We start from the raw sequence: 22,537 nt of genomic DNA on the forward strand, positions 1-22,537 counted from the left end.
CGGAGTGAAGACCTCACCACGTGCCACCACCCTCGAGCACGACGGCACACCGCGGCCGGGCACACGGGTGGGTGGAGGGACCGGAGGTGGGGACACCGCAGGGTGCCGCGGGGCGTGCTCGGAGGAGAGCTTCGTCACAGTGTGGAGCGGAGCCACTGCTCCACACTGGCGATGTGCACCGTCGCCCACGATCTGGCGGCCTCCCCGTCCCGCTCACGCAGCGCGGCGAGGATCTGGCGGTGCTCGTGCAGGGTGCGGCTGACCGCGTCCTCCTGCGTCAGGCCGCGCCAGATGCGCGCCCGGGTCGTCGGCCCCGACAGGCCGTCCAGCAGCGAGCAGAGCACCGAGTTTCCCGAGGTCTGCACGATGCCCCGGTGGAACTCCAGGTCGCAGGCGACCAGGTCCTCCACGGAGGGCGCGGCGCCGAGCGCATCCAGTTGCGTGGTCAGCTCGTCCAGCTGGGCCGTGGTGATCCGGGCGGCCGCCATGGCCGTCGCCGCCGGCTCCAGGATGCGGCGCACCGCGAGGAACTCCAGGACCGTGTCATCGCGGTGGAAGTCCACGACGAAGCTCAGGGCCTCCAGCAGCAACTGCGGATCCAGGCTGGTGACGTACGTGCCGTCGCCCTGGCGCACGTCCAGGATCCGGATCAGCGACAGGGCGCGCACCGCCTCGCGCAGGGAATTGCGGGACAGGCCGAGGTCCGCGGCCAGCTCGCTCTCCTTGGGCAGCCGGTCGCCTGGCCGCAGCGCACCGGAGACGATCATTCCCTTGATCTTCTCGATGGCCTCGTCCGTGACAGCCATGGGGACCCCGTCTCACCAGACATCCGATGTATGGCGAGATTATGCCGCCTCTCGCATCGTGCCCGCACCCCTATGCCGATCTTGCCGGCGGCGGCTGTCGGCGTGGCGGGCTTGCTCCGGGGTGGGCCGGGGCGGGCGCCGGCCGAAGCAGGCACCCGCCCCCTGGGTCAGCTCTCGTCGAGCCAGCCCATGGTCCGCTCGACGGCCTTGAGCCACTGCTTGTACTCCCGCTCGCGGGTCTCGGCGTCCATCCGGGGCGTCCACTCGGCGGCCCGGCGCCAGTTGGCGCGCAGCGCCTCGGTGTCCGGCCAGAAGCCGGTGGCGAGGCCGGCGGCGTAGGCGGCGCCGAGGCAGGTCGTCTCGGCGACCATCGGGCGCACCACGGGCGCGTCCAGGACGTCCGAGAGGGTCTGCATGAGGAGGTTGTTGGCGGTCATCCCGCCGTCCACCTTCAGCGCCGTCACCTCGACACCGGAGTCCTTCTTCATGGCGTCGGCGATCTCGCGGGTCTGCCAGGCGGTGGCCTCCAGCACGGCCCGGGCGATGTGCGCCTTGGTGACGTACCGGGTGAGGCCGGCGATCACACCGCGGGCGTCGGAGCGCCAGTACGGGGCGAACAGGCCGGAGAAGGCCGGTACGAAGTAGGCGCCGCCGTTGTCCTCCACGGAGGAGGCCAGCGTCTCGATCTCGGCGGCGGTGCTGATCAGGCCCATCTGGTCACGCATCCACTGCACCAGCGCACCGGTGACGGCGATGGAGCCCTCCAGGGCGTACACGGCCGGCTGGTCGCCGATCCGGTAGCCGACGGTGGTGATCAGCCCCGAGTAGGAGTTGATCGCCTTGTCGGCGGTGTTGATCAGCATGAAGGTGCCGGTGCCGTACGTGGACTTGGCCTCGCCCTCGGCGAAACAGGTCTGCCCGAACAGCGCCGCCTGCTGGTCGCCGAGCGCGGACGCCACCGGGATGCCGCCCAGCAGATCGCCGAGCGCGCCACCCGTGATCTCGCCGTACACCTCGGCGGAGGAGCGGATCTCGGGCAGCATCTGCTGCGGCACCCCGATGGAGTTGCAGATCCGCTCGTCCCACTCCATGGAGTGCAGGTTCATCAGGAGGGTGCGGGAGGCGTTGGTGACGTCGGTGACGTGCACACCGCCGTTGACCCCGCCGGTCAGGTTCCAGATGACCCAGGTGTCCATGGTGCCGAACAGGATGTCGCCGGATTCGGCGCGCTCCCGCAGGCCCTCGACGTTGTCGAGCAGCCAGCGGGCCTTGGGACCGGCGAAGTAGGAGGCCAGCGGCAGGCCCGTCTCGCGCCGGAAACGGTCCTGGCCGACGTTGCGGCCGAGTTCCTTGCACAGCGCGTCGGTGCGGGTGTCCTGCCAGACGATGGCGTTGTGCACCGGCTTGCCGGTCTTCTTGTCCCACAGCAGGGTGGTCTCGCGCTGGTTGGTGATGCCGATCGCCTTGATGTCATCACGGGTGATGCCGGCCTTCTCGATGGCTCCGGCGACCACGGCCTGCACGTTGACCCAGATCTCGGTGGCGTCGTGCTCGACCCAGCCCGGCTTCGGGAAGATCTGCTGGTGCTCCTTCTGGTCGACGGAGACGATGCGGCCGTCCCGGTCGAAGACGATGCAGCGGCTCGAGGTGGTGCCTTGGTCGATGGCCGCGATGAACGGTCCTACGCCATGGGAGTGGGCTGCGGTGGTGGGTGCGTCAGTCACGGTGTGCTCCAGGGGATCGTCGTTGGCTTCTTGGGCGGGTGGGGGTCCCGCAGGGGCCCGGGTCAGTGGCGTACGGCCGCTCGCCCGGCCTGGGCGAAGGTCCACCGGCCTCTGTGAGGTCCACGCTGCCTCAGGCGAAGGCGACGTTGTAGAGACCGGCCGCAAGGGCTCCGCCGATCAGCGGACCCACCACGGGTATCCAGGAGTAGCTCCAGTCAGAGCCGCCCTTGTTCGGCAGCGGCAGCAGGGCGTGCACGATGCGCGGCCCGAGGTCACGCACCGGGTTGATGGCATAGCCGGTGGGACCACCCAGGGACAGGCCGATACCGACCACGACAAGGGAGGTGATCAGGGCGCCGAGCGGGCCGAGACCATCGCCGTTGTTGTTCAGACCCTGCGTGAGGATCGCGATGAGCAGCACGAACGTGCCGATGATCTCGGTCAGCAGGTTCTGGACCACATGCCGGATCTCCGGTCCGGTGGAGAAGACGCCGAGGACCGGGCCGGCCGCGGGCGCCGACTTCTGGTCCACCAGTCCCTCCTCGGCCGGCTGGGCACCGACGATCTCCGGGTCGGTGAGGTGGGCCTGGAACTGCCCCAGGTATGCGAGCCAGACGAGCACGGCACCGATCATCGCGCCCAACAGCTCGGAAACCAGGTAGAGCGGCACATCGCTCCACTTCGTGCCGCCCTCGATGGCGAGCCCTATGGTCACCGCCGGATTGAGATGGGCGCCGGACACGCCGCCCGCGACGTAGGCGCCGGTCAGCACGGCGAAGCCCCACCCGAAGGTGATGGAGAGCCAGCCGGCACCTTGTGCTTTGGAGCGTTTGAGCGTGACGGCGGCGCAGACGCCACCGCCCAGCAGGATGAGTAGGGCGGTACCTGTGGTCTCGCCGATGAAGATGTCGGAGCTGGACACCCGCGACTCCTTTGTCCTTCGTCCAGGGAAGGCGAACCCCAGGATTCCCGCCCCGGTGGTCCGCGCCCTCGTGGTGAGGGCGTGACGGCCGCGGCGCCGCCGCACCCTGGCGAGTAATGCCGCAAAGCGTTCGACAATGCCGACCGTCGGGCGCGAGTCTCACTCCGGTGTTACTGGCTCGTCAAGAGCCCGCGTACCGAAAACCCGATCGTTACCCCGTGCGGGGAGCCCTGAACCGGGCCGGTCGACAAGGCGGTCGATGTGGTGCCCTGACGTGCCGCGGCGCGCCTTTCGGGGCGGCGCCCGGACCGTCAGAAGCGAGACGCGCCCAGGTCGCGCGAGACCGCGCGGGCGCAGTCCCGCACCGCCGCGATCAGCTCGGGGCGCAGTGCCTCGTCCGCCGCGCACACCCGCTCCACGGCACCGCTGATCCCCACCGCGCCCACCGGTATGCGGCGCCGGTCGTAGATCGGTGCGGCCACCGACGCGACGCCCTCCCAGGTCTCCTCTATGTCGATCGCGTAGCCCCGCGCACCGGTGCGCTCGAGCCCTGCCTCGAACGCGTTCGACTCGCTCACCGTGCGCGCGGTGAAGGTCTTGCGTGCCATCTGCGAGGCCTGGGTGCGGGCCACCGGGTCGTACGCGCAGAGCACCTTGCCCAGTGCGGTGGAGTGCAGGGGCTGCATGGTGCCCACCTCCAGCACCTGGCGGCTGTCGTCGGGCCGGAAGACGTGGTGCACGATGAGGACGCCGCGCTGGTGCAGCACGCCCAGGTAGGCGCGCTCACCGCTGGCGCGTGCCAGGTCGTCCGTCCACACCAGGGCGCGCGAGCGCAGCTCGTGCACGTCCAGATAGCTGTTGCCCAGGCGCAGCAGCTCAGCGCCGAGCTGATAGCGCCCCGAGGCCGGATCCTGCTCGACGAATCCCTCGTCGTGGAGGGTGCGCAGGATGCCGTGCACGGTGCCCTTGGCCAGCCCGAGGGCGGCGGCGATGTCCGACAGGCCCAGTCGCCGCTCGCCGCCCGCCAGCAGCCGCAGCACCGCGGCGGCTCGTTCGAGGGACTGGATGTTCCGCGCCATCGCCTGGCTACCTCCGCTTCCTTCCTCGACCACGGCCTCCCATGGCCCCCTACGGTCGCACGACGACCTCCTAGGAGGCGTTCGGCAATGCGGAACAGTATCGGTCGTTGTCGACCTGCTGCCAACAGTGTGGATCGCGCCTCCGGAGCGCCGGCCTTCCCGGCACCCACGGGCCCGACGTCGAAGAATGCAGCACCCACGGGGCAGGCCCCGACGCACCCACCCCCCCCGCCACCCGGACGAATCCCCGGGGCCCCGGTCGGCCGAACGCGCCGGCACCGGGCGCCACTGCCCCGGGCACCCCACCCGGCATGTCTGTTCCGTTGGTGTTTCGCCCTTTCGCCGGTCCGTCCGTTACCTGGACAACCCGGCGCCACCCGGCCACCCCCGGCTACCCTTGCGGGGTGCGCCTTCCGCGCGGGAGGCGCAAAGCCGACAGCCGTCGCATCCAGGGAGCACTCTCATGGCCTCGCTGCCCAGCCCGTCGTCCCCATCGGCCGATTCCACGCAGGCGGACCGTACCCCGCCGGAACCCGCCGACAGCCGCGACCGCATCCGCGCCCTGCGCTCCGCCCTCGCCTCGCGTGTCGTGGTCGCCGACGGCGCCATGGGCACCATGCTCCAGGCGCAGAACCCCACCCTGGAGGACTTCCAGGACCTCGAGGGCTGCAACGAGATCCTGAACGTCACCCGGCCCGACGTCGTCGGCTCCGTCCACCGGGAGTACCTCGCCGCCGACGTCGACTGCGTGGGCACCAACACCTTCGGCGCCAACCTCAGCGCCCTCGGCGAGTACGACATCGCCGACCGCATCGTCGAGCTCTCCGAGGCCGGCGCCCGCATCGCCCGCGAAGTCGCCGACGAGTCCACCGCCGCGACCGGCCGGCAGCGCTGGGTGCTCGGCTCCATGGGCCCCGGCACCAAGCTCCCCACCCTCGGCCACGCCGCCTACCCGGAACTGCGCGACGCCTACCAGCGCAACGCCGAGGGCCTGCTGGCCGGCGGCGCCGACGCCCTGCTCGTCGAGACCAGCCAGGACCTGCTCCAGACCAAGGCCGCGCTGGTCGCCGCACACCGCGCCCGCCGGGCCACCGGCTCCGACGCGCCGCTGATCTGCTCGGTCACCGTGGAGACCACCGGCACCATGCTGCTGGGCTCCGAGATCGGCGCCGCCCTCACCGCCCTGGAACCCCTCGGCATCGACCTCGTCGGCCTGAACTGCGCCACCGGACCCGCCGAGATGAGCGAGCACCTGCGCTACCTGTCCCAGCACGCCCGGATCCCGCTGACCTGCATGCCCAACGCGGGCCTGCCCGTGCTGGGCAAGGACGGCGCCCACTACCCGCTGACCCCGGGCGAGCTGGCCGACGCCCACGAGACCTTCGTCCGGGAGTACGGGCTGAGCCTGGTCGGCGGCTGCTGCGGCACCACCCCCGAGCACCTGCGCCAGCTCGTCGCCCGGGTGCGCGCCATGACACCGCGCGAACGCGACCCGCGCCCCGAGCCCGGCGCCGCCTCCCTCTACCAGGCCGTGCCGTTCCGCCAGGACACCGCCTACCTGGCGATCGGCGAGCGGACCAACGCCAACGGCTCGAAGAAGTTCCGCGAGGCCATGCTGGAGGCCCGGTGGGACGACTGCGTGGAGATGGCACGCGAGCAGATCCGCGAGGGCGCCCACATGCTCGACCTGTGCGTCGACTACGTGGGCCGCGACGGCGTCGCCGACATGCAGGAACTGGCCGGCCGCTTCGCCACCGCCTCCACGCTGCCGATCGTGCTGGACTCGACGGAGGTCGACGTTCTCCAGGCCGGCCTGGAGAAGCTGGGCGGGCGCGCGGTCATCAACTCCGTCAACTACGAGGACGGCGACGGCCCCGAGTCCCGCTTCGCGAAGGTCACCCGGCTGGCCGCTGAGCACGGCGCTGCGCTGATCGCGCTGACCATCGACGAGGAGGGCCAGGCCCGCACCCCGGAGAAGAAGGTCGAGATCGCCGAACGGCTGATCGCCGACCTCACCGGCAACTGGGGCATCCGGGAGGAGGACATCCTCGTCGACTGCCTGACCTTCACCATCTGCACCGGTCAGGAGGAGTCTCGCAAGGACGGCGTCGCCACCATCGAGGCGATCCGCGAGCTGAAGAAGCGCCACCCGGCCGTGCAGACCACCCTCGGCCTGTCCAACATCTCCTTCGGCCTCAACCCGGCCGCCCGTATCGTCCTGAACTCCGTCTTCCTCGACGAGTGCGTCAAGGCCGGCCTGGACTCGGCGATCGTGCACGCCTCCAAGATCCTTCCCCTCGCCCGTTTCGACGAGGAGCAGGTCAAGGCCGCCCACGACCTGATCCACGACCGGCGCAGCGAGGGCTACGACCCGCTCCAGAAGCTCATGGAGCTGTTCGAGGGCGCCACCGCCAAGTCCCTGAAGGCCGGCAAGGCCGAGGAACTGGCCGCGCTGCCGCTGGACGAGCGCCTCAAGCGGCGCATCATCGACGGCGAGAAGAACGGCCTGGAGACCGACCTCGACGAGGCCCTGGAGAGCCGCAAGGCCCTCGACATCGTCAACGACACCCTCCTGGACGGCATGAAGGTCGTCGGCGAACTGTTCGGCTCCGGCCAGATGCAGCTGCCGTTCGTGCTCCAGTCCGCCGAGGTCATGAAGAGCGCGGTGGCCCATCTGGAGCCGCACATGGAGAAGGCCGACGAGGACGAGGCCGGCAAGGGCACCATCGTGCTGGCCACCGTCCGCGGCGACGTCCACGACATCGGCAAGAACCTCGTCGACATCATCCTGTCCAACAACGGCTACAACGTCGTCAACCTCGGCATCAAGCAGCCCGTCTCCGCGATCCTGGAAGCCGCGCAGGAACACCGCGCCGACGTCATCGGCATGTCGGGACTGCTGGTGAAGTCCACCGTGATCATGAAGGAGAACCTGGAGGAGCTCAACCAGCGTGGGCTGGCCGCCGACTACCCCGTCATCCTCGGTGGCGCCGCGCTCACCCGCGCCTACGTCGAGCAGGACCTGCACGAGATCTACCAGGGCGAGGTGCGCTACGCACGCGACGCCTTCGAGGGTCTGCGGCTGATGGACGCCCTCATCGCCGTCAAGCGCGGCGTACCCGGCGCCACCCTGCCCGAGCTGAAGCAGCGCCGCGTCAAGGCCGCCGCCGCCCTCCCGGACGACGGCCCCGAGACGGGCGACGTCCGCTCGGACGTCGCCACGGACAACCCCGTCCCCACTGCACCGTTCTGGGGCAGCCGCGTCGTCAAGGGCGTTCCCCTCAAGGACTACGCGTCCTGGCTCGACGAAGGCGCCCTGTTCAAGGGCCAGTGGGGCCTGAAGCAGTCCCGCACCGGCGACGGACCCAGCTACGAGGAACTGGCGGAGACGGACGGCCGGCCCCGGCTGCGCGGCTGGCTGGAGCGACTCCAGACGGAGAACCTCCTCGAAGCCGCCACCGTGTACGGCTACTTCCCGTGCGTCTCCAAGGGCGACGACCTGATCATCCTCGACGAGGAGGGCAACGAGCGGACCCGCTTCACCTTCCCGCGCCAGCGCCGCGGCCGCAGGCTCTGCCTCGCCGACTTCTTCCGCCCGGAGGACTCCGGCGAGACCGACGTCGTCGGCTTCCAGGTCGTCACCGTCGGATCCCGGGTCAGCGAGGCCACCGCCCGACTCTTCGAGGCCGACGCCTACCGCGACTACCTGGAGCTGCACGGCCTGTCCGTCCAGCTGGCCGAGGCCCTCGCGGAGTACTGGCACGCCCGGGTGCGCGCCGAGCTCGGCTTCGGCGGCGAGGACCCCGCCGGCATCGAGGACATGTTCGCCCTGAAGTACCGCGGCGCCCGCTTCTCGCTCGGCTACGGTGCCTGCCCCGACCTGGAGGACCGCGCGAAGATCGCCGAACTGCTCCAGCCGGAGCGCATCGGCGTCCAGCTCTCGGAGGAGTTCCAGCTCCACCCCGAGCAGTCCACCGACGCCATCGTCATCCACCACCCCGAGGCGAAGTACTTCAACGCACGCTGACGCTGAGGCACGACACGCATCGCGGGGACCGCGTAGGCGGCAAAAGGCCGGCGAAAGGTCTGGACCGGTCGGGCGATCGAACACCGGGTATCGGACACTCGGACACACGGTATCGAACCCTCCACATGGAGTGATATCGCCCACGTCGGACGTTTGGTGATTATGCCGCCGAGCGTCCGGCGCGCCCCTCGTGACCAGGGCGGATGCGCCGGACATGATTGCCCAGACCCGGTCATCCGGCCCGCTTTCCCGCGCGTCCGGCTCCCGGGGGCCGTACACTGGTCGGTCCAGCGTTGGCCGGTTGCCCCTTCCGCAGTGAGGAGGCGACCGGCCTTCTCGTCCCGTACGGAGGTGCACGGATGACCAGTACGGTCCCCGCCGTGGGTACCCGGATGGCAGAAGGGCCGGCTCTTCAGGCCGTGCTGCTCGACATGGACGGCACCCTCGTGGACACCGAGGGCTTCTGGTGGGACACCGAGGTCGAGGTCTTCGCCCGACTCGGGCACACCCTCGAGGACGCCTGGCGCAACGTCGTGGTCGGCGGCCCCATGACCCGCAGTGCGGCCTTCCTGATCGAGGCCACCGGTGCGCGCATCAGCATCCCCGAACTGACGGTGCTCCTCAACGACGGCTTCGAGGAGCGCATCGGCCGCAGCCTGCCGCTGATGCCCGGCGCCGGCCGGCTGCTCGGCGAACTCGCCGCTCAGGGGATCCCGACCGCCCTGGTGTCCGCCACCCACCGGCGCGTCATGGACCGCATCCTCGCCTCGCTCGGATCCCAGCACTTCGCGCTGACCGTCGCCGGAGACGACGTCGCGCGCACCAAGCCGCACCCGGACCCGTACCTGCTGGCGGCGGCCGGACTCGGCGCCGACCCGGCCCGGTGCGCCGTCATCGAGGACACCGCCACCGGGGTGGCCGCCGCGGAGGCGGCCGGCTGCCGCGTCGTCGCGGTCCCGTCGATCACCCCCATCGCCCCCGCCCCCGGCCGCACCATCGTCACCACCCTCGAAGAGGTCGACCTGGCCTTCCTCCGCGACCTGGTGGCCCTGCCCGCCAGCGCATGAGCCGGTAAACCGGGTGCAGCAGATCACGACGGCACCGGACGGCCTCTGACGGCCCCGTGCGCCCCGTACCCAGGGAGGGGCGCGGGGAACTGCGCGCCCGGCCACCACGAAACCGCGAGACCGTCACCGGACCGACCGGACCGACCGGACCGACCGGACCACATCGCGACGCTTGAGGCCGCGGCGAAGCCGCCGGGCTACGGCTACGGCCGCGCGCTCGCGGGGCGGCTTTGCGGACCGGGTTGCTCTGTCGTACCGCGAGGGGCGGAGGGAACGGCGCGTCGACCCCGGGAGGGGCGCGGGGAACTGCGCGCCCGGCCACCACGAAACCGCGAGACCGTCACCGGCCCGTAGGGGCAAGTCCCGGCCGTTCAACGAGGCGCCGGCGGAACGCCGGTCCGCGAAGCGCCCCGCGCCAAGCGGTGCCCCCAACAACCGGTTCGCAGCCAACCTCACTGCGAACCGGGCCGCACCAGTCCGCTCTCATAGGCGTACACCGCCGCCTGCACCCGATCGCGCAGCCCCAGCTTCGTCAGGACATGCCCCACGTGCGTCTTCACCGTCGTCTCGCTGACGAACAGATCCGCGGCGATCTCCGCGTTCGACAACCCGCGGGCCACCAGCTTCAGCACCTCCACCTCACGCTCGGTGAGGGTGTGCAGGGTGTCCGGCACCGGCTCGTCCCCGGACGGCAGGTGCCCCGCGTACTTGTCCAGCAGCCGCCGGGTGACACTCGGCGCCAGCATCGCCTCGCCGGCCGCAACCACCCGGATCGCCTGGACCAGCTCATTGGCCGGGGCGTCCTTGAGCAGGAAACCGCTCGCACCGGCCCGGAGCGCCTCCACCACGTACTCGTCCAGATCGAACGTGGTCAGCACCAGTACCTTCGCCGGGCCGTCCCGCCCGGGACCGGAGATCTGACGGGTGGCCTCCACCCCGTCCATCCGCGGCATACGGATGTCCATCAGCACCACATCGGGCTGTAGCGCCCGCACCTGGTCCAGCGCCTGTAGGCCGTCCCCGGCCTCGCCGACGACCGCGATGTCCTGCTCGGCCTCCAGGATCATCCGGAACCCCGTACGCAGCAGCGGCTGGTCGTCCACCAGTAGGACGCGGATGGCCACGTGACTCTCCTTCGGCTAGTGGGGCCCCATTCTGCCCTGCGCCGCGTCATCCGGGTCAGCCGCCCCGAGGGGGAGGGCCAGCGGCAACGGATACGGCGGGGGAGTACCGCCGAACTCCGGACACACCGCCTGGTGATCGCACCAGCCGCACAGCTTGGTGGGGCGCGGCCGCCAGTCGCCGGTCTCGGTCGCCAGCCGGATCGCCTCCCACAGCGCGAGCAACTTGCGCTCGACCGCCTCCAGGTCGGCCTTGACCGGGTCGTGCGTCACCACATCACCGCTGCCCAGGTACACCAGCTGGAGACGACGCGGGATGACCCCCTTCAGCCGCCACACCACCAGCGCGTAGAAGTTCATCTGGAACAGCGCGCCCTGGGCGTACTCGGGGCGCGGGGCCTTGCCCGTCTTGTAGTCGACGATGCGCACCTCGCCGGTGGGGGCCACGTCGACGCGGTCGATGATGCCGCGCAGTCGCAGGCCGGAGTCCAGCCGGGTCTCCACGAACAGCTCACGCTCGGCGGGCTCCAGACGAGTGGGGTCCTCCAGCGTGAACCAGCGCTCCACAAGACCCTCGACCTCGGCGAGCCAACGCGCCAGATCGGCACCCGCCTGCTCCTCGTCCGCCCCCGGGAACAGCTCCGCCAGCTCGGGGCGCGTCCGCCTCAGTCGCTCCCACTGCCCCGGGATCAGCGCCTTCGCCCGCAGCGCGGTGCGCTGTGCGGCGGGCGCGTCGAACAGCCGCTCCAGGACGGCATGCACCAGGGTGCCCCGGGTGGCCGCTGCGCTCGGCTTCTCGGGCAGCCGGTCGATCACCCGGAAGCGGTACAGCAGCGGGCACTGCATGAAGTCGCTCGCCCGTGACGGCGACAACGAAGCAGGCGGCACCACCCCCGACCCCCGTCTGCCCCGCCCCGAACCGCCGGAGCCGCGCCCGTCTCCCGCACCCGCCCCGTCGTCGGGGACGACCCCGCTCTCCGTACCCGCTGTCCCGTCCGAGCCGGACCCGCCCACCGAGCCGGTCCCACCGGCCGCGCCGATCTCCATGACCCAAGACCCTACGACCCGCCACTGACATCCCGACGCATACCATCGACGTCAGACCCTCTCGCCCTGCATGATCAGGAGCGAGGGACGCTTCAGACGAGGGGACATCGTGGACGAGAGCGGCCGGAGCGGGCAGCCGCTGTCCGAAGACGCCGGCGACGACGACGGGAGAGACCGTCGCAGCGCCGGGGAACACGACGAGCCTCCCGCGAGTTCTCACACCACACAGCACCACGAGGACTCAGAGGGCACGGTGGAAAGCCTGAAGCGCCCACAGCAAGCGGAACGGCCCGAGCAGGCCCCCGCCGAGGAAACACCTGCATCCGACGAGCCGCCTGAGCAGCCCGAGCCGCCTGAGCAGCCCGAGCCGCCTGAGCAGCCCGAGCAACTCGTCGAGCCGCACCCCGACGACACCACACCGGAGCCGCACGCAGAGCCCAGGTCCGAGGCCGCCGAGCCGCCGAGTGAGCCCGAGCCGCCGAGCGAGCCCGAGCCGTCAAGCGAGCCCGAGCCCGGTGCGACGGAACCGCGACCCCAGGCCCCCGAGCCGCCCCCCGCAGCGGAATCCGGCGCCAGCGGGAGCACCCCCGGATCGGCACCCGCCCCGGCACCCGGCGGCTCCGGACACCCCGGACCACCGGCGCCCCCGCCACCCTCCGGCGGGCGCAAGCGGCCGCCGCCACCCCGCAAACCCGAACCCCGTGGCGGGATCCTCATGGGCCGGCCCTTCGGCGTCCCCGTCTACGTCGCGCCGAGCTGGTTCCTGGTCGCCGCCTTGATCACCTGGGTCTTCGGCGGGCAGCTCGACCGCGTGCTGCCCGAGCTGGGCGCGCTGCGCTACCTCGTCTCGCTCTTCTTCGCGGTCGCCTTCTACGCCTCCGTACTCGTCCACGAACTCGCGCACACCGTCGCAGCCCTCCGCTTCCGGCTCCCGGTACGCCGGATCCAGTTGCAGTTCTTCGGCGGCGTCTCCGAGATCGAGAAGGAATCCGAGACACCCGGCCGCGAATTCATCCTCGCCTTCGTCGGCCCACTGCTGTCCCTGGTCCTCGCCGGCGTCTTCTACGCGGGCCTGCTCGCCGTCGAGCCGGGCACCGTCCCCGGCGTGCTGCTCGCCGGCCTGATGATCTCCAACCTGCTCGTCGCGGCCTTCAACCTGCTGCCGGGCCTGCCCCTGGACGGCGGCCGCATGCTCCGCGCCGTGGTCTGGAAAATCAGCGGCAAACCCATGGCCGGCACCGTCGCCGCCGCCTGGGTCGGGCGCGCCCTCGCCATCAGCGTCCTCATCGGCCTGCCACTGCTCACCCAGTCCGGCGTGCTCGGCTCCAGAGCCGACGAGACCAGCGGCATGGACACCCTCACCGACGCACTGCTCGCCGCCATCCTCGCCGCCATCATGTGGACCGGCGCCGGCAACAGCCTGCGCATGGCCCGGCTGCGCCAGCACCTGCCCGAACTACGCGCCCGGAACCTCACCAGGCGTGCCGTGCCCGTCCAGACCGACACACCACTGTCCGAAGCCCTCCGCCGTGCCAACGAGGCCGGTGCGCGCGCCCTGGTCGTCGTCGACGCCGAAGGCACACCCCTGTCCCTCGTCCGCGAGTCCGCCATCGTCGGCATCCCCGAACACCGCCGCCCATGGGTCGCCGTCAGCGGGCTCGCCCAGGAGATCACCGAAGGCATGCGCGTCTCCGCCGAGCTGACCGGCGAAGAACTCCTCGACGTGCTGCGCGCCACCCCCGCCAGCGAATACCTGGTGATCGAAGAGACCGGCGAGATCTACGGGGTGCTCTCCGCAGCCGACGTCGAGCGCGCCTTCGTCAAGGCCATGGCCCGGAGCACTGCTTAAAACGCTCGGTTCGCCTCCGGGCGCCTCAGCCGGTGTCGAGACTCCCACCGTGCTCAGCCCTCCTTCGTCGGGCCTGCGCGCGGTGGGAGTCTCGACACCGGCGCGCCCTTCGGCTCACTCGCTTGTGTGCGGTGATCGCCCAAGGGTGCCCCGGGGCCGCCCGTGGTCGGCGAGCCTTCCGGGACCGGTACGCTGGTCACATGTCCGAACCGACCGGTGCCGCCCGCCGTCGCGGGCCCTTCAAGGTCGGGGACCAGGTCCAGCTCACCGACCCCAAGGGACGCCACTACACGTTCACGCTCGAAGCGGGAAAGAACTTCCACACCCACAAGGGCTCCTTCCCGCACGACGAGCTGATCGGCGCCCCCGAGGGCAGTGTCGTCCGCACCACGGGCAACATCCCCTACCTTGCGCTGCGCCCCCTGCTCCCCGACTACGTCCTGTCCATGCCCCGCGGCGCCGCCGTGGTCTACCCGAAGGACGCCGGCCAGATCCTGTCCTTCGCGGACATCTTCCCCGGCGCCCGCGTCGTCGAGGCAGGCGTGGGCTCCGGCTCGCTGAGCGCCTTCCTGCTGCGCGCCATCGGGGACCAGGGCATGCTGCACTCCTACGAGCGCCGGGCCGACTTCGCCGACATCGCGCGACAGAACGTGGAACGCTACTTCGGCGCCCCCCATCCCGCGTGGCAGCTGACCGTCGGCGATCTCCAGGACAACCTCTCCGACACCGACGTCGACCGCGTCATCCTGGACATGCTCGCCCCCTGGGAGTGCCTGGAGACCGTCTCCAAGGCCCTCGTCCCCGGCGGCATCCTCTGCTCGTACGTCGCGACCACCACCCAGCTGGCCCGCACCGTCGAGTCCATCCGGGAGATGGGCTGCTTCAACGAGCCGACGGCCTGGGAAACGATGATCCGCAACTGGCACATCGAGGGCCTGGCCGTCCGCCCCGACCACCGCATGATCGGGCACACCGGCTTCCTGCTCACCGCCCGCCGCCTCGCCGACGGAGTGGAACCCCCGATGCGTCGACGCCGGCCGGCCAAGGGCGCCTACGGCGAGGACTACGCCGGCCCCAACGCCGACGGTGGCACGCCCCGCTAGACGACCCACTCCAGGCCAGCCCGTCACCCGTACGGCAGGGGCACCGCCCGCGTGCGCATCGAGCCGACCGGTGACACCAGCGGCCGCCCACCGTCACGACCCAGCCCGCTCGCCCGCCGACCGGTCCCGGGCCGTGGACAACCCATCAGGGTCGCCGTCCAGTTCCTGCACCACGCAGAGAACTGGACGGCGACCCTTTCGTATTGAGGGACCCGCAGACCGCCAGGACAGTCCTCCACCCGCCCACCAGGCCGCCCTGAGCAGGTCCGAGGCACCGAAACGAGGCGCGCCCCGAGCGCCCGCCATGGTGTCAACCCGCCGCCTCGCCCACGCCAGCTCCGTGGTTTACCGCCGGCACAACCCGTCCTACCTGGCCGTTTCCCCCGGGCCACAGCAGCTGACAGGCACCCCGCCGTTCCCAGCGAGTGTGAGATATGGCACCATGCTGGCCACCTAGCCCTCCGCCCCCATCCCCCCACCGGCGCAGCTCTCACAGGAGACACTCCTAGTGCAGCCATCCGTTGTCCCGGAACTCGCCCTCGAACAGACCGCGACCCGCCCGATCCACTGGGTCGCCACCGCCACGGCGATCGCTGCGGTCGTCGCCGGTTCGTCGTTCGTGCAGACGGGCGACGCCACTGCCGCCCAGCCGGAGGCCCACGGCCACACCAAGGCGCACGCTCACACCAACAGCGCCTCCGGTGCCCTCCCCGCGCCCGACCCGCACGGTGTGACCTACCCCGTGGAGTGCGGACCGGCCAAGGTCCTCGTCCAGAAATCGGCCAGCGGAGACCTCGACGGCGACGGCCGTCCCGAAACGGTGTCCGTCGTGCACTGCGACGCGGGCTCGGGAACGCCCCCCAACGGCGTCTACGTCGTCACCGCGGCCGCGACGGCCGGTGCGGAACCCCGCATCGTCGCCACCCTCGTCGACCCGCAGGACCAGTACACGGTCAGCGACATCGCCGTACACAACGCCACGATCTCCGCGACGCTGCTCGGGTACTCGTCACCCGACGTGCCCAGGTGCTGCCCCGACCAGCAGCAGCAGGACGAGTGGCAGTGGCGCGACGGTGCGTTCCAGCGCTCCACCAAACCCCTGGCGCACTCCTCCTGAACCTGCGCCCCGGCGCCCCGGTACCCCAACGGGCCTGCGCGCTGCGCGCCGGCCGGCTCGTGGACGAGCCCACCCGGCGGACGATGCCCGGTCTCGGATTTCACCTTGTCCGAAATGCGTCGGTCGTGCGTACACTCTCAGGACACTCCCCTGTGGAGTCCTTGGCATCCCCAGAATGCCGTCGTCCTATGCGGCCCTGATCGACCGAGGCACCTCAAAAGCGCCGCCACGGAGCGCGACGACGGTACTCGCCGAACACCTCGTACACCCTGACCCCGAAGCTCCGTAGCAAACCCGTCCCGATCAAGTCCGGCCACCTCTGACGGGTGTTGACCGAATCTATGACGCAACCGCCGCCTTTCCGATGTTGTTCCGATGTTGTTGGGTGGGTATTCCCCTGGCGTGAGGGAGAGCGCAAGGGTGAAGATCGGACACACTCCCGGAGTCTTTGTGATCTAGGGGTTTCAATCGACACCCACCCAGGTAGGGTCAGGAAGCGTCCAGCTCCCCTTGGAGGAGGTGAGGACCGTGGCAGCCCACGACGACGACATGAACCGCGGCATCCGCCCGGGTCGCGGGTCCGAGGACCCCGCCGGTCAGATTGCCTATCTCGAGCAGGAAATCGCCGTCCTGCGACGCAAGCTCGCCGACTCTCCGCGGCACACGAGAATTCTCGAAGAGCGGATCGTCGAGCTGCAGACCAATCTGGCCGGCGTCTCCGCGCAGAACGAGCGACTCGCCAACACTCTCCGTGAGGCCCGCGACCAGATCGTGGCCCTCAAGGAGGAGGTCGACCGGCTCGCGCAGCCGCCCGCCGGCTTCGGCGTCTTCCTCGCGGCGAACGAGGACGGCACCGCAGACATCTTCACCGGCGGCCGCAAGCTCCGTGTGAACGTCAGCCCCAGCATCGAACTCGACGAGCTCAAGCGTGGCCAGGAAGTCATGCTCAACGAAGCGCTCAACGTGGTCGACGCCATGGAGTTCGAGCGCGCCGGTGAAATCGTCACCCTCAAGGAGATCCTGGAGGACGGCGAGCGGGCCCTGGTGCTCGGGCACACCGACGAAGAGCGGGTGGTACGCCTCGCGGAACCACTGCTCGACGTCACCATTCGCCCCGGTGACGCCCTGCTGCTCGAACCGCGCTCCGGCTATGTCTACGAGGTCATTCCCAAGAGCGAGGTCGAAGAACTCGTCCTCGAAGAAGTCCCGGACATCAGTTACAACGAGATCGGCGGTCTCGGCGGCCAGATCGAAATGATCCGCGACGCCGTCGAGCTTCCCTACCTCTACCCCGACCTCTTCAAGGAGCACGAGCTCCGCCCACCGAAGGGTGTTCTGCTCTACGGCCCGCCCGGTTGCGGCAAGACGCTCATCGCCAAAGCGGTCGCCAACTCCCTCGCGAAGAAGGTCGCCGAAGTAACGGGTCAGCCCGCCGGAAAGAGCTACTTCCTGAACATCAAGGGACCGGAGCTGCTCAACAAGTACGTCGGCGAAACAGAGCGGCACATTCGCCTGGTCTTCCAGCGCGCCCGTGAAAAGGCGAGCGAAGGCACACCCGTCATCGTGTTCTTCGACGAAATGGAATCCCTCTTCCGCACCCGGGGTTCCGGCGTCAGCTCCGACGTGGAAAACACCATCGTCCCCCAGCTGCTCGCCGAGATCGACGGTGTCGAAGGCCTGGAGAACGTCATCGTCATCGGCGCCTCCAACCGCGAAGACATGATCGACCCCGCCATCCTCCGCCCCGGCCGCCTCGATGTGAAGATCAAGATCGAGCGGCCCGACGCGGAGGCCGCCAAGGACATCTTCTCCAAGTACCTCACGGATCGGCTCCCGCTGCACGCCGACGACATGGCCGAGCACAGCAGCGACAAGGCTGCGACCGTCCAGGCCATGATCCAGTCCGTCGTCGAGCAGATGTACGCGGAGTCCGAGGAGAACCGCTTCCTGGAGGTCACCTACGCAAACGGTGACAAGGAAGTCCTCTACTTCAAGGACTTCAATTCGGGCGCGATGATCGAGAACATCGTCGGACGCGCCAAGAAGATGGCCATCAAGGCCTTCCTCGAGCAGGAGCAGAAAGGCCTCCGAGTCTCCCACCTGCTCCAGGCGTGCGTGGACGAGTTCAAGGAGAACGAGGACCTGCCCAACACCACGAACCCGGACGACTGGGCCAGGATCTCCGGAAAGAAGGGCGAGCGGATCGTGTACATCCGCACCCTGGTAACCGGAAAGCAAGGCGCAGACACCGGTCGCTCCATCGACACTGTGGCGAACACCGGGCAATACCTGTAAAAGCAGGGTGGCTGCGGGTGCCCTCCACGGGGTACCCGCAGCCAGCTGTTTTTACCGACCGTAGCCACCCTGACCAATGACCGAAATGATCTCCCCACCAGCGCAAAGGCGTTCTAGGCTCTTTCGTACCGCCGGGCAGCGCAGTGCGGGGACGGGCACCGCACACGCACGGCACCACCAGCGGTACACGAGCGCCGCCCCCATCCGGGGACGCCGCCTGGCAAGGAGGGCCGCATGACAGTACGGCGAGTAATGGGCATCGAGACGGAGTACGGCATCTCCGTCCCCGGCCACCCGAATGCCAATGCCATGCTCACCTCGTCCCAGATCGTCAACGCCTACGCGGCGGCGATGCAACGGGCCCGCCGTGCCCGCTGGGACTTCGAGGAGGAAAACCCCCTGCGCGACGCCCGAGGCTTCGACCTCGCCCGCGAAGCGGCCGACGCCAGCCAGCTCACCGACGAGGACATCGGGCTCGCCAACGTCATCCTGACCAACGGAGCACGTCTCTACGTCGACCACGCACACCCCGAATACAGCGCCCCCGAAGTCACCAACCCCCGTGACGCCGTCCTCTGGGACAAGGCCGGCGAGCGCATCATGGCCGAGGCCGCCGAACGCGCCGGCCAGCTCCCCGGTGCGCAGCCCATCCACCTTTACAAGAACAACACCGACAACAAGGGCGCCTCCTACGGCACGCACGAGAACTACCTGATGAAGCGGGAAACCGCCTTCTCCGACATCGTGCGCCACCTCACACCGTTCTTCGTCTCCCGGCAGGTGGTCACCGGCGCCGGCCGCGTCGGCATCGGCCAGGACGGCCGCGAGCACGGCTTCCAGCTGAGCCAGCGCGCCGACTACTTCGAGGTCGAGGTGGGCCTCGAAACGACGCTCAAGCGTCCCATCATCAACACCCGGGACGAGCCGCACGCCGACGCGGAGAAGTACCGTCGCCTGCACGTCATCATCGGCGACGCCAACCTCTCCGAGATCTCCACCTACCTCAAGCTCGGCACCACCTCGCTCGTCCTGTCCATGATCGAAGACGGGTTCATCGCCGTCGATCTCGCAGTCGACCAGCCCGTGCGCACCCTCCACGAGGTCTCCCACGACGCCACGCTGCAACGCCTCGTCACGCTCCGCAGCGGCCGCACCCTGACGGCCGTACAGCTCCAGATGGAGTACTTCGAACTGGCGCGCAAGTACGTGGAGGAGCGCTACGGCGGCGATGCCGACGAGCAGACCAAGGATGTCCTCACCCGTTGGGAGGACGTCCTGGGCCGCCTGGAGCGCGACCCCATGAGCCTCTCCGGAGAGCTCGACTGGGTGGCCAAGCGTGAACTCATGGAGGGGTACCGGCGCCGTGACAGCCTCGACTGGGACGCCGCCCGGCTGCACCTCATCGACCTCCAGTACGCGGACGTACGCCCCGACAAGGGCCTCTACAACCGTCTGGAGGCCCGCGGCAAGATGAAGCGCCTGCTGGACGAGGAAGAGGTCACGCGGGCCCGCACGGAGCCGCCAGAGGACACCAGGGCCTACTTCCGAGGACGCTGCCTGGACCAGTACGCGGACGATGTGGCCGCCGCCTCCTGGGACTCGGTGATCTTCGACCTGCCCGGTCGGGACTCCCTCCAGCGGGTACCCACCCTGGAGCCGCTGCGCGGCACACGTGATCACGTCAAGGAACTACTGGACCGCTGCCGCACGGCAGAAGAACTGGTCCGGGTCCTCTCCGGCGGCTGAACCGGCCACCGGCACGGACCCGGCCCGCCCGGGCCGACGGCCCGCTCACCGGACCGGGGCACCGGACCAGGGCTGAAAAAGCAACGGTCAGGGAATCATCGAGGTGGCTCCCGGACGTTGCAGAAACTGCAGGGCCGATGTCAGACCCGCCTTGTAGGGTCTGATCTTGTACGACAGTGACAGTGACGGCCGATTTGTCGAAGTCGAAGTCTCGAACCGAGCGGGGAGAGGGTCATGGCAACCAAGGACACCGGCGGCGGACAGCAGAAGGCCACGCACTCCACCGAAGAGGTGGAGGAGCAGACACAGGATGCGCAGGCATCGGACGACCTCAAGGAACGCCAGGAGAAGCTGAGCGATGATGTCGACTCTGTGCTGGATGAGATCGATGATGTCCTGGAGGATAATGCCGAGGACTTCGTGCGCTCCTTCGTTCAGAAGGGTGGCCAGTAAGGCCGTTTCCCCTTCGATGTGAAGGTGGTGCTGGCGGGCTGCGGTGGGATCAGGCCGCACTCCGACCGGCATCGCACTCGATCGTCCTTCGATGGCTCGGTGTCTCGGCACCGCCTTGCGCCGAGACGCCGAAGCTCGAGTCGGCCACTCACACGTCAGCACGGCGTCACCGAGGCCGAAGGTGACGAGACACCGCAATCCGGCAGGGGCTGTGTGATCTGTCTGGCAGCCCCTGCTGTGCATGTGGATCACTGCCACAAGACGGGTAGGGTCCGTGGCGTACTGTGCTTCAACTGCAATTCAGCCATCGGCAAGTTGGGCGACGATCCCGACGTTGTCCGTCGGGCAGTCGCTTATCTGGAAGGAAAGAAGTGGAAGCCAATCCTCGTAGCACCGGGCGTCTACCAGCTGCCTTCCTGACGCCCGGGTCATCGTCCTTCGTGGACTTCCTCTCCGATCACCAGCCCGAGATACTGCCGGCGAACCGTGCCCTGCCGCCCGTGAAGGGCGCGATCGAGGCACCGCACGGCACGACGATCGTGGCCGTGACATACCCGGGCGGTGTGGTGCTCGCCGGTGACCGGCGAGCCACGATGGGCAACATGATCGCGCAGCGCGACATCGAGAAGGTCTTCCCGGCGGACGAGTACTCCGCGGTCGGTATCGCCGGCACCGCGGGTATCGCCGTGGAGATGGTGAAGCTCTTCCAGCTCGAGCTGGAGCACTTCGAGAAGGTGGAGGGCACCACCCTGTCGCTGGAGGGCAAGGCGAACCGGCTCTCCACCATGATCAGGTCCAATCTGGCCATGGCGATGCAGGGTCTCGCCGTGGTTCCGCTCTTCGCGGGGTGGGACGTGGACCGCCAGAAGGCCCGGATCTTCTCCTACGACGTCACCGGCGGCCGTTCCGAGGAGCACCTGGGGTTTGCCGCCACGGGCTCGGGTTCGATCTTTGCGCGGGGGGCGATGAAGAAGCTCTACCGGGAGGACCTGACCGAGCAGGACGCATTGACGCTGGTGGTTCAGGCGCTGTACGACGCGGCGGACGACGACTCGGCGACGGGCGGCCCGGATGTGGCACGGCGCATTTACCCGCTGGTCACGGTGATCAACGAGGAGGGGTTCCGGAGGCTGACCGAGGAGGAGTCCTCCGAGATCGCCCGTTCGATCCTGGACCGGCGCCTGGAGCAGCCGGACGGTCCGCGGGCCTCGTTGCTCTGATATCCGAGCTGTCGGCTCCGATCGGGGCTGTCGCCGGTCGGCGAGAGCCCCGATCGACTCAACTCTGACAGAACTTCTGACTGAAAGGGACGGACAGCCGGTGTCGACGCCGTTCTATGTCTCACCTCAGCAGGCCATGGCCGACCGGGCGGAGTACGCGCGCAAGGGCATCGCCCGGGGCCGCAGCCTGGTCGTGCTGCAGTACGCCGACGGCATCGTGTTCGTCGGCGAGAACCCGTCCCGTGCGCTGCACAAGTTCAGCGAGATCTACGACCGGATCGGATTCGCGGCGACCGGGAAGTACAACGAGTACGAGAACCTCCGGATCGGTGGTGTCCGCTACGCGGACCTGCGGGGGTACACGTACGACCGGGCCGACGTGACCGCGCGCGGTCTTGCGAACGTCTATGCGCAGACGCTGGGCACGATTTTCTCGAGTGCGGCGGAGAAGCCGTACGAGGTGGAGCTGGTGGTCGCGGAGGTGGGGGAGACCCCCGATGCCGACCAGATCTATCGCCTGCCGCACGACGGTTCCATCGTGGACGAGCACGGTGCGGTCGCGGTGGGCGGCAATGCGGAGCAGATCAGCGGATATCTCGACCAGCGCCACCGGGACGGCATGACGCTGGCCCAGGCGCTGCACCTGGCCGTGCAGGCGCTGTCGCGTGACACCAACGGCAGCGAGCGGGAGATCCCGGCCGAGCGCCTCGAAGTGGCGGTGCTGGACCGGACACGGCCGCAGCAGCGCAAGTTCAAGCGCGTCGTCGGGCGGGAACTGGCACGGCTGCTGGAAGCGGGTGACGAGTCGTCGACCCCGTCGTCGGGCAAGAAGGGCGGCTCGGCAGACGAGGGCGGCTCCTCGGACGACGCTTCGGATGAGGGCTCGTCCGGCACGTCGGACGGTTCCGACTCCTCGGGCGAGGACTCCTCCACCGCCACGGACGACTGAGGTCGCATCCCG

At 69.5% G+C, this 22,537-nt stretch carries 17 protein-coding genes; 11 read left to right on the plus strand and 6 right to left on the minus strand.

All coding sequences use genetic code 11. The annotated features are described in order from the left end of the window. Positions 1-134: 134 nt before the first annotated feature. The 4 genes from NQO67_RS26710 to NQO67_RS26725 form a co-directional block, all read right to left on the minus strand. A complete protein-coding gene (locus tag NQO67_RS26710; protein WP_255952823.1) occupies positions 135-806 on the minus strand; it encodes a FadR/GntR family transcriptional regulator in 672 nt (223 codons plus the stop codon). Positions 807-973: 167 nt separating this feature from the next. Further along, entirely contained in the window at positions 974-2,530 is a 1,557-nt protein-coding gene (glpK, locus tag NQO67_RS26715; RefSeq protein ID WP_255952824.1) for a glycerol kinase GlpK, read from the minus strand. 130 nt (positions 2,531-2,660) lie between these two features. Continuing rightward, positions 2,661-3,452, minus strand: a complete 792-nt coding sequence (locus NQO67_RS26720) for an MIP/aquaporin family protein (protein ID WP_255952825.1) — start codon at positions 3,450-3,452, stop codon at positions 2,661-2,663. 311 nt (positions 3,453-3,763) lie between these two features. Then, on the minus strand, positions 3,764-4,531 hold the full coding sequence (locus tag NQO67_RS26725; RefSeq protein WP_255952826.1) for an IclR family transcriptional regulator: 768 nt from the start codon (positions 4,529-4,531) through the stop codon (positions 3,764-3,766). A 463-nt stretch (positions 4,532-4,994) separates the two neighbouring features. Here NQO67_RS26725 and metH point away from each other — a divergent pair, with 463 nt between their 5' ends. Then, a complete protein-coding gene (gene metH, locus NQO67_RS26730) occupies positions 4,995-8,558 on the plus strand; it encodes a methionine synthase (RefSeq protein ID WP_255952827.1) in 3,564 nt (1,187 codons plus the stop codon). A gap of 359 nt (positions 8,559-8,917) precedes the next feature. Next, the gene (locus NQO67_RS26735) at positions 8,918-9,625 is read left to right on the plus strand and encodes an HAD family hydrolase (RefSeq protein WP_255952828.1); all 708 of its coding nucleotides are present in this window, start codon (positions 8,918-8,920) and stop codon (positions 9,623-9,625) included. 452 nt (positions 9,626-10,077) lie between these two features. Here the strand turns inward: NQO67_RS26735 and NQO67_RS26740 are convergent, their stop codons facing one another. Beyond that, the gene (locus NQO67_RS26740) at positions 10,078-10,749 is read right to left on the minus strand and encodes a response regulator (RefSeq protein ID WP_255952829.1); all 672 of its coding nucleotides are present in this window, start codon (positions 10,747-10,749) and stop codon (positions 10,078-10,080) included. Between the two features lie 15 nt (positions 10,750-10,764). Next, positions 10,765-11,793, minus strand: coding sequence for a RecB family exonuclease (locus tag NQO67_RS26745; protein ID WP_255952830.1), 1,029 nt, complete (start codon positions 11,791-11,793; stop codon positions 10,765-10,767). Between the two features lie 70 nt (positions 11,794-11,863). Between NQO67_RS26745 and NQO67_RS26750 the strand changes: the two genes are divergently transcribed. The 9 genes from NQO67_RS26750 to prcA all read left to right on the plus strand — a co-directional run bounded on the left by NQO67_RS26750 (position 11,864) and on the right by prcA (position 22,525). Then, positions 11,864-13,642 carry a site-2 protease family protein gene (locus tag NQO67_RS26750; protein ID WP_255952831.1) on the plus strand — a complete coding sequence of 593 codons (1,779 nt, stop codon included), beginning with the start codon at positions 11,864-11,866 and terminating at the stop codon, positions 13,640-13,642. Positions 13,643-13,842: 200 nt separating this feature from the next. Continuing rightward, complete coding sequence (locus NQO67_RS26755; RefSeq protein ID WP_255952832.1) at positions 13,843-14,745, plus strand: tRNA (adenine-N1)-methyltransferase; 903 nt, start codon at positions 13,843-13,845, stop codon at positions 14,743-14,745. Positions 14,746-15,253: 508 nt separating this feature from the next. After that, the gene (locus tag NQO67_RS26760; protein WP_255952833.1) at positions 15,254-15,862 is read left to right on the plus strand and encodes a hypothetical protein; all 609 of its coding nucleotides are present in this window, start codon (positions 15,254-15,256) and stop codon (positions 15,860-15,862) included. Positions 15,863-16,390: 528 nt separating this feature from the next. Beyond that, the gene (arc, locus tag NQO67_RS26765) at positions 16,391-18,157 is read left to right on the plus strand and encodes a proteasome ATPase (protein ID WP_255952834.1); all 1,767 of its coding nucleotides are present in this window, start codon (positions 16,391-16,393) and stop codon (positions 18,155-18,157) included. Between the two features lie 234 nt (positions 18,158-18,391). Further along, positions 18,392-19,903, plus strand: a complete 1,512-nt coding sequence (gene dop / locus NQO67_RS26770) for a depupylase/deamidase Dop (protein WP_255952835.1) — start codon at positions 18,392-18,394, stop codon at positions 19,901-19,903. Between the two features lie 234 nt (positions 19,904-20,137). Next, a complete protein-coding gene (locus tag NQO67_RS26775) occupies positions 20,138-20,356 on the plus strand; it encodes a ubiquitin-like protein Pup (protein WP_255952836.1) in 219 nt (72 codons plus the stop codon). Positions 20,357-20,455: 99 nt separating this feature from the next. Next, positions 20,456-20,776 (plus strand): endonuclease VII domain-containing protein, encoded by a 321-nt coding sequence (locus NQO67_RS26780; RefSeq protein ID WP_255952940.1) that lies wholly within the window; start codon positions 20,456-20,458, stop codon positions 20,774-20,776. Then, on the plus strand, positions 20,728-21,576 hold the full coding sequence (gene prcB / locus NQO67_RS26785; RefSeq protein ID WP_255952837.1) for a proteasome subunit beta: 849 nt from the start codon (positions 20,728-20,730) through the stop codon (positions 21,574-21,576). The genes NQO67_RS26780 and prcB overlap by 49 nt, the downstream gene beginning before the upstream one ends. A gap of 100 nt (positions 21,577-21,676) precedes the next feature. Continuing rightward, entirely contained in the window at positions 21,677-22,525 is an 849-nt protein-coding gene (prcA, locus tag NQO67_RS26790) for a proteasome subunit alpha (RefSeq protein WP_255952838.1), read from the plus strand. Positions 22,526-22,537 lie beyond the last annotated feature (12 nt).

Source organism: Streptomyces odontomachi, from assembly GCF_024435355.1.
GTDB classification, from domain to species: domain Bacteria; phylum Actinomycetota; class Actinomycetes; order Streptomycetales; family Streptomycetaceae; genus Streptomyces; species Streptomyces odontomachi.

What these genes read in the sequence shown, in the direction of transcription:
- NQO67_RS26725 (WP_255952826.1), bottom strand. Translation starts at nt 4,531, where the DNA reads ATGGCGCGGAACATCCAGTCCCTCGAACGAGCCGCCGCGGTGCTGCGG.
- NQO67_RS26775 (WP_255952836.1), top strand. Translation starts at nt 20,138, where the DNA reads ATGGCAACCAAGGACACCGGCGGCGGACAGCAGAAGGCCACGCACTCC.
- NQO67_RS26755 (WP_255952832.1), top strand. Translation starts at nt 13,843, where the DNA reads ATGTCCGAACCGACCGGTGCCGCCCGCCGTCGCGGGCCCTTCAAGGTC.
- dop (WP_255952835.1), top strand. Translation starts at nt 18,392, where the DNA reads ATGACAGTACGGCGAGTAATGGGCATCGAGACGGAGTACGGCATCTCC.
- NQO67_RS26710 (WP_255952823.1), bottom strand. Translation starts at nt 806, where the DNA reads ATGGCTGTCACGGACGAGGCCATCGAGAAGATCAAGGGAATGATCGTC.
- NQO67_RS26745 (WP_255952830.1), bottom strand. Translation starts at nt 11,793, where the DNA reads ATGGAGATCGGCGCGGCCGGTGGGACCGGCTCGGTGGGCGGGTCCGGC.
- metH (WP_255952827.1), top strand. Translation starts at nt 4,995, where the DNA reads ATGGCCTCGCTGCCCAGCCCGTCGTCCCCATCGGCCGATTCCACGCAG.
- NQO67_RS26750 (WP_255952831.1), top strand. Translation starts at nt 11,864, where the DNA reads ATGATCAGGAGCGAGGGACGCTTCAGACGAGGGGACATCGTGGACGAG.
- NQO67_RS26735 (WP_255952828.1), top strand. Translation starts at nt 8,918, where the DNA reads ATGACCAGTACGGTCCCCGCCGTGGGTACCCGGATGGCAGAAGGGCCG.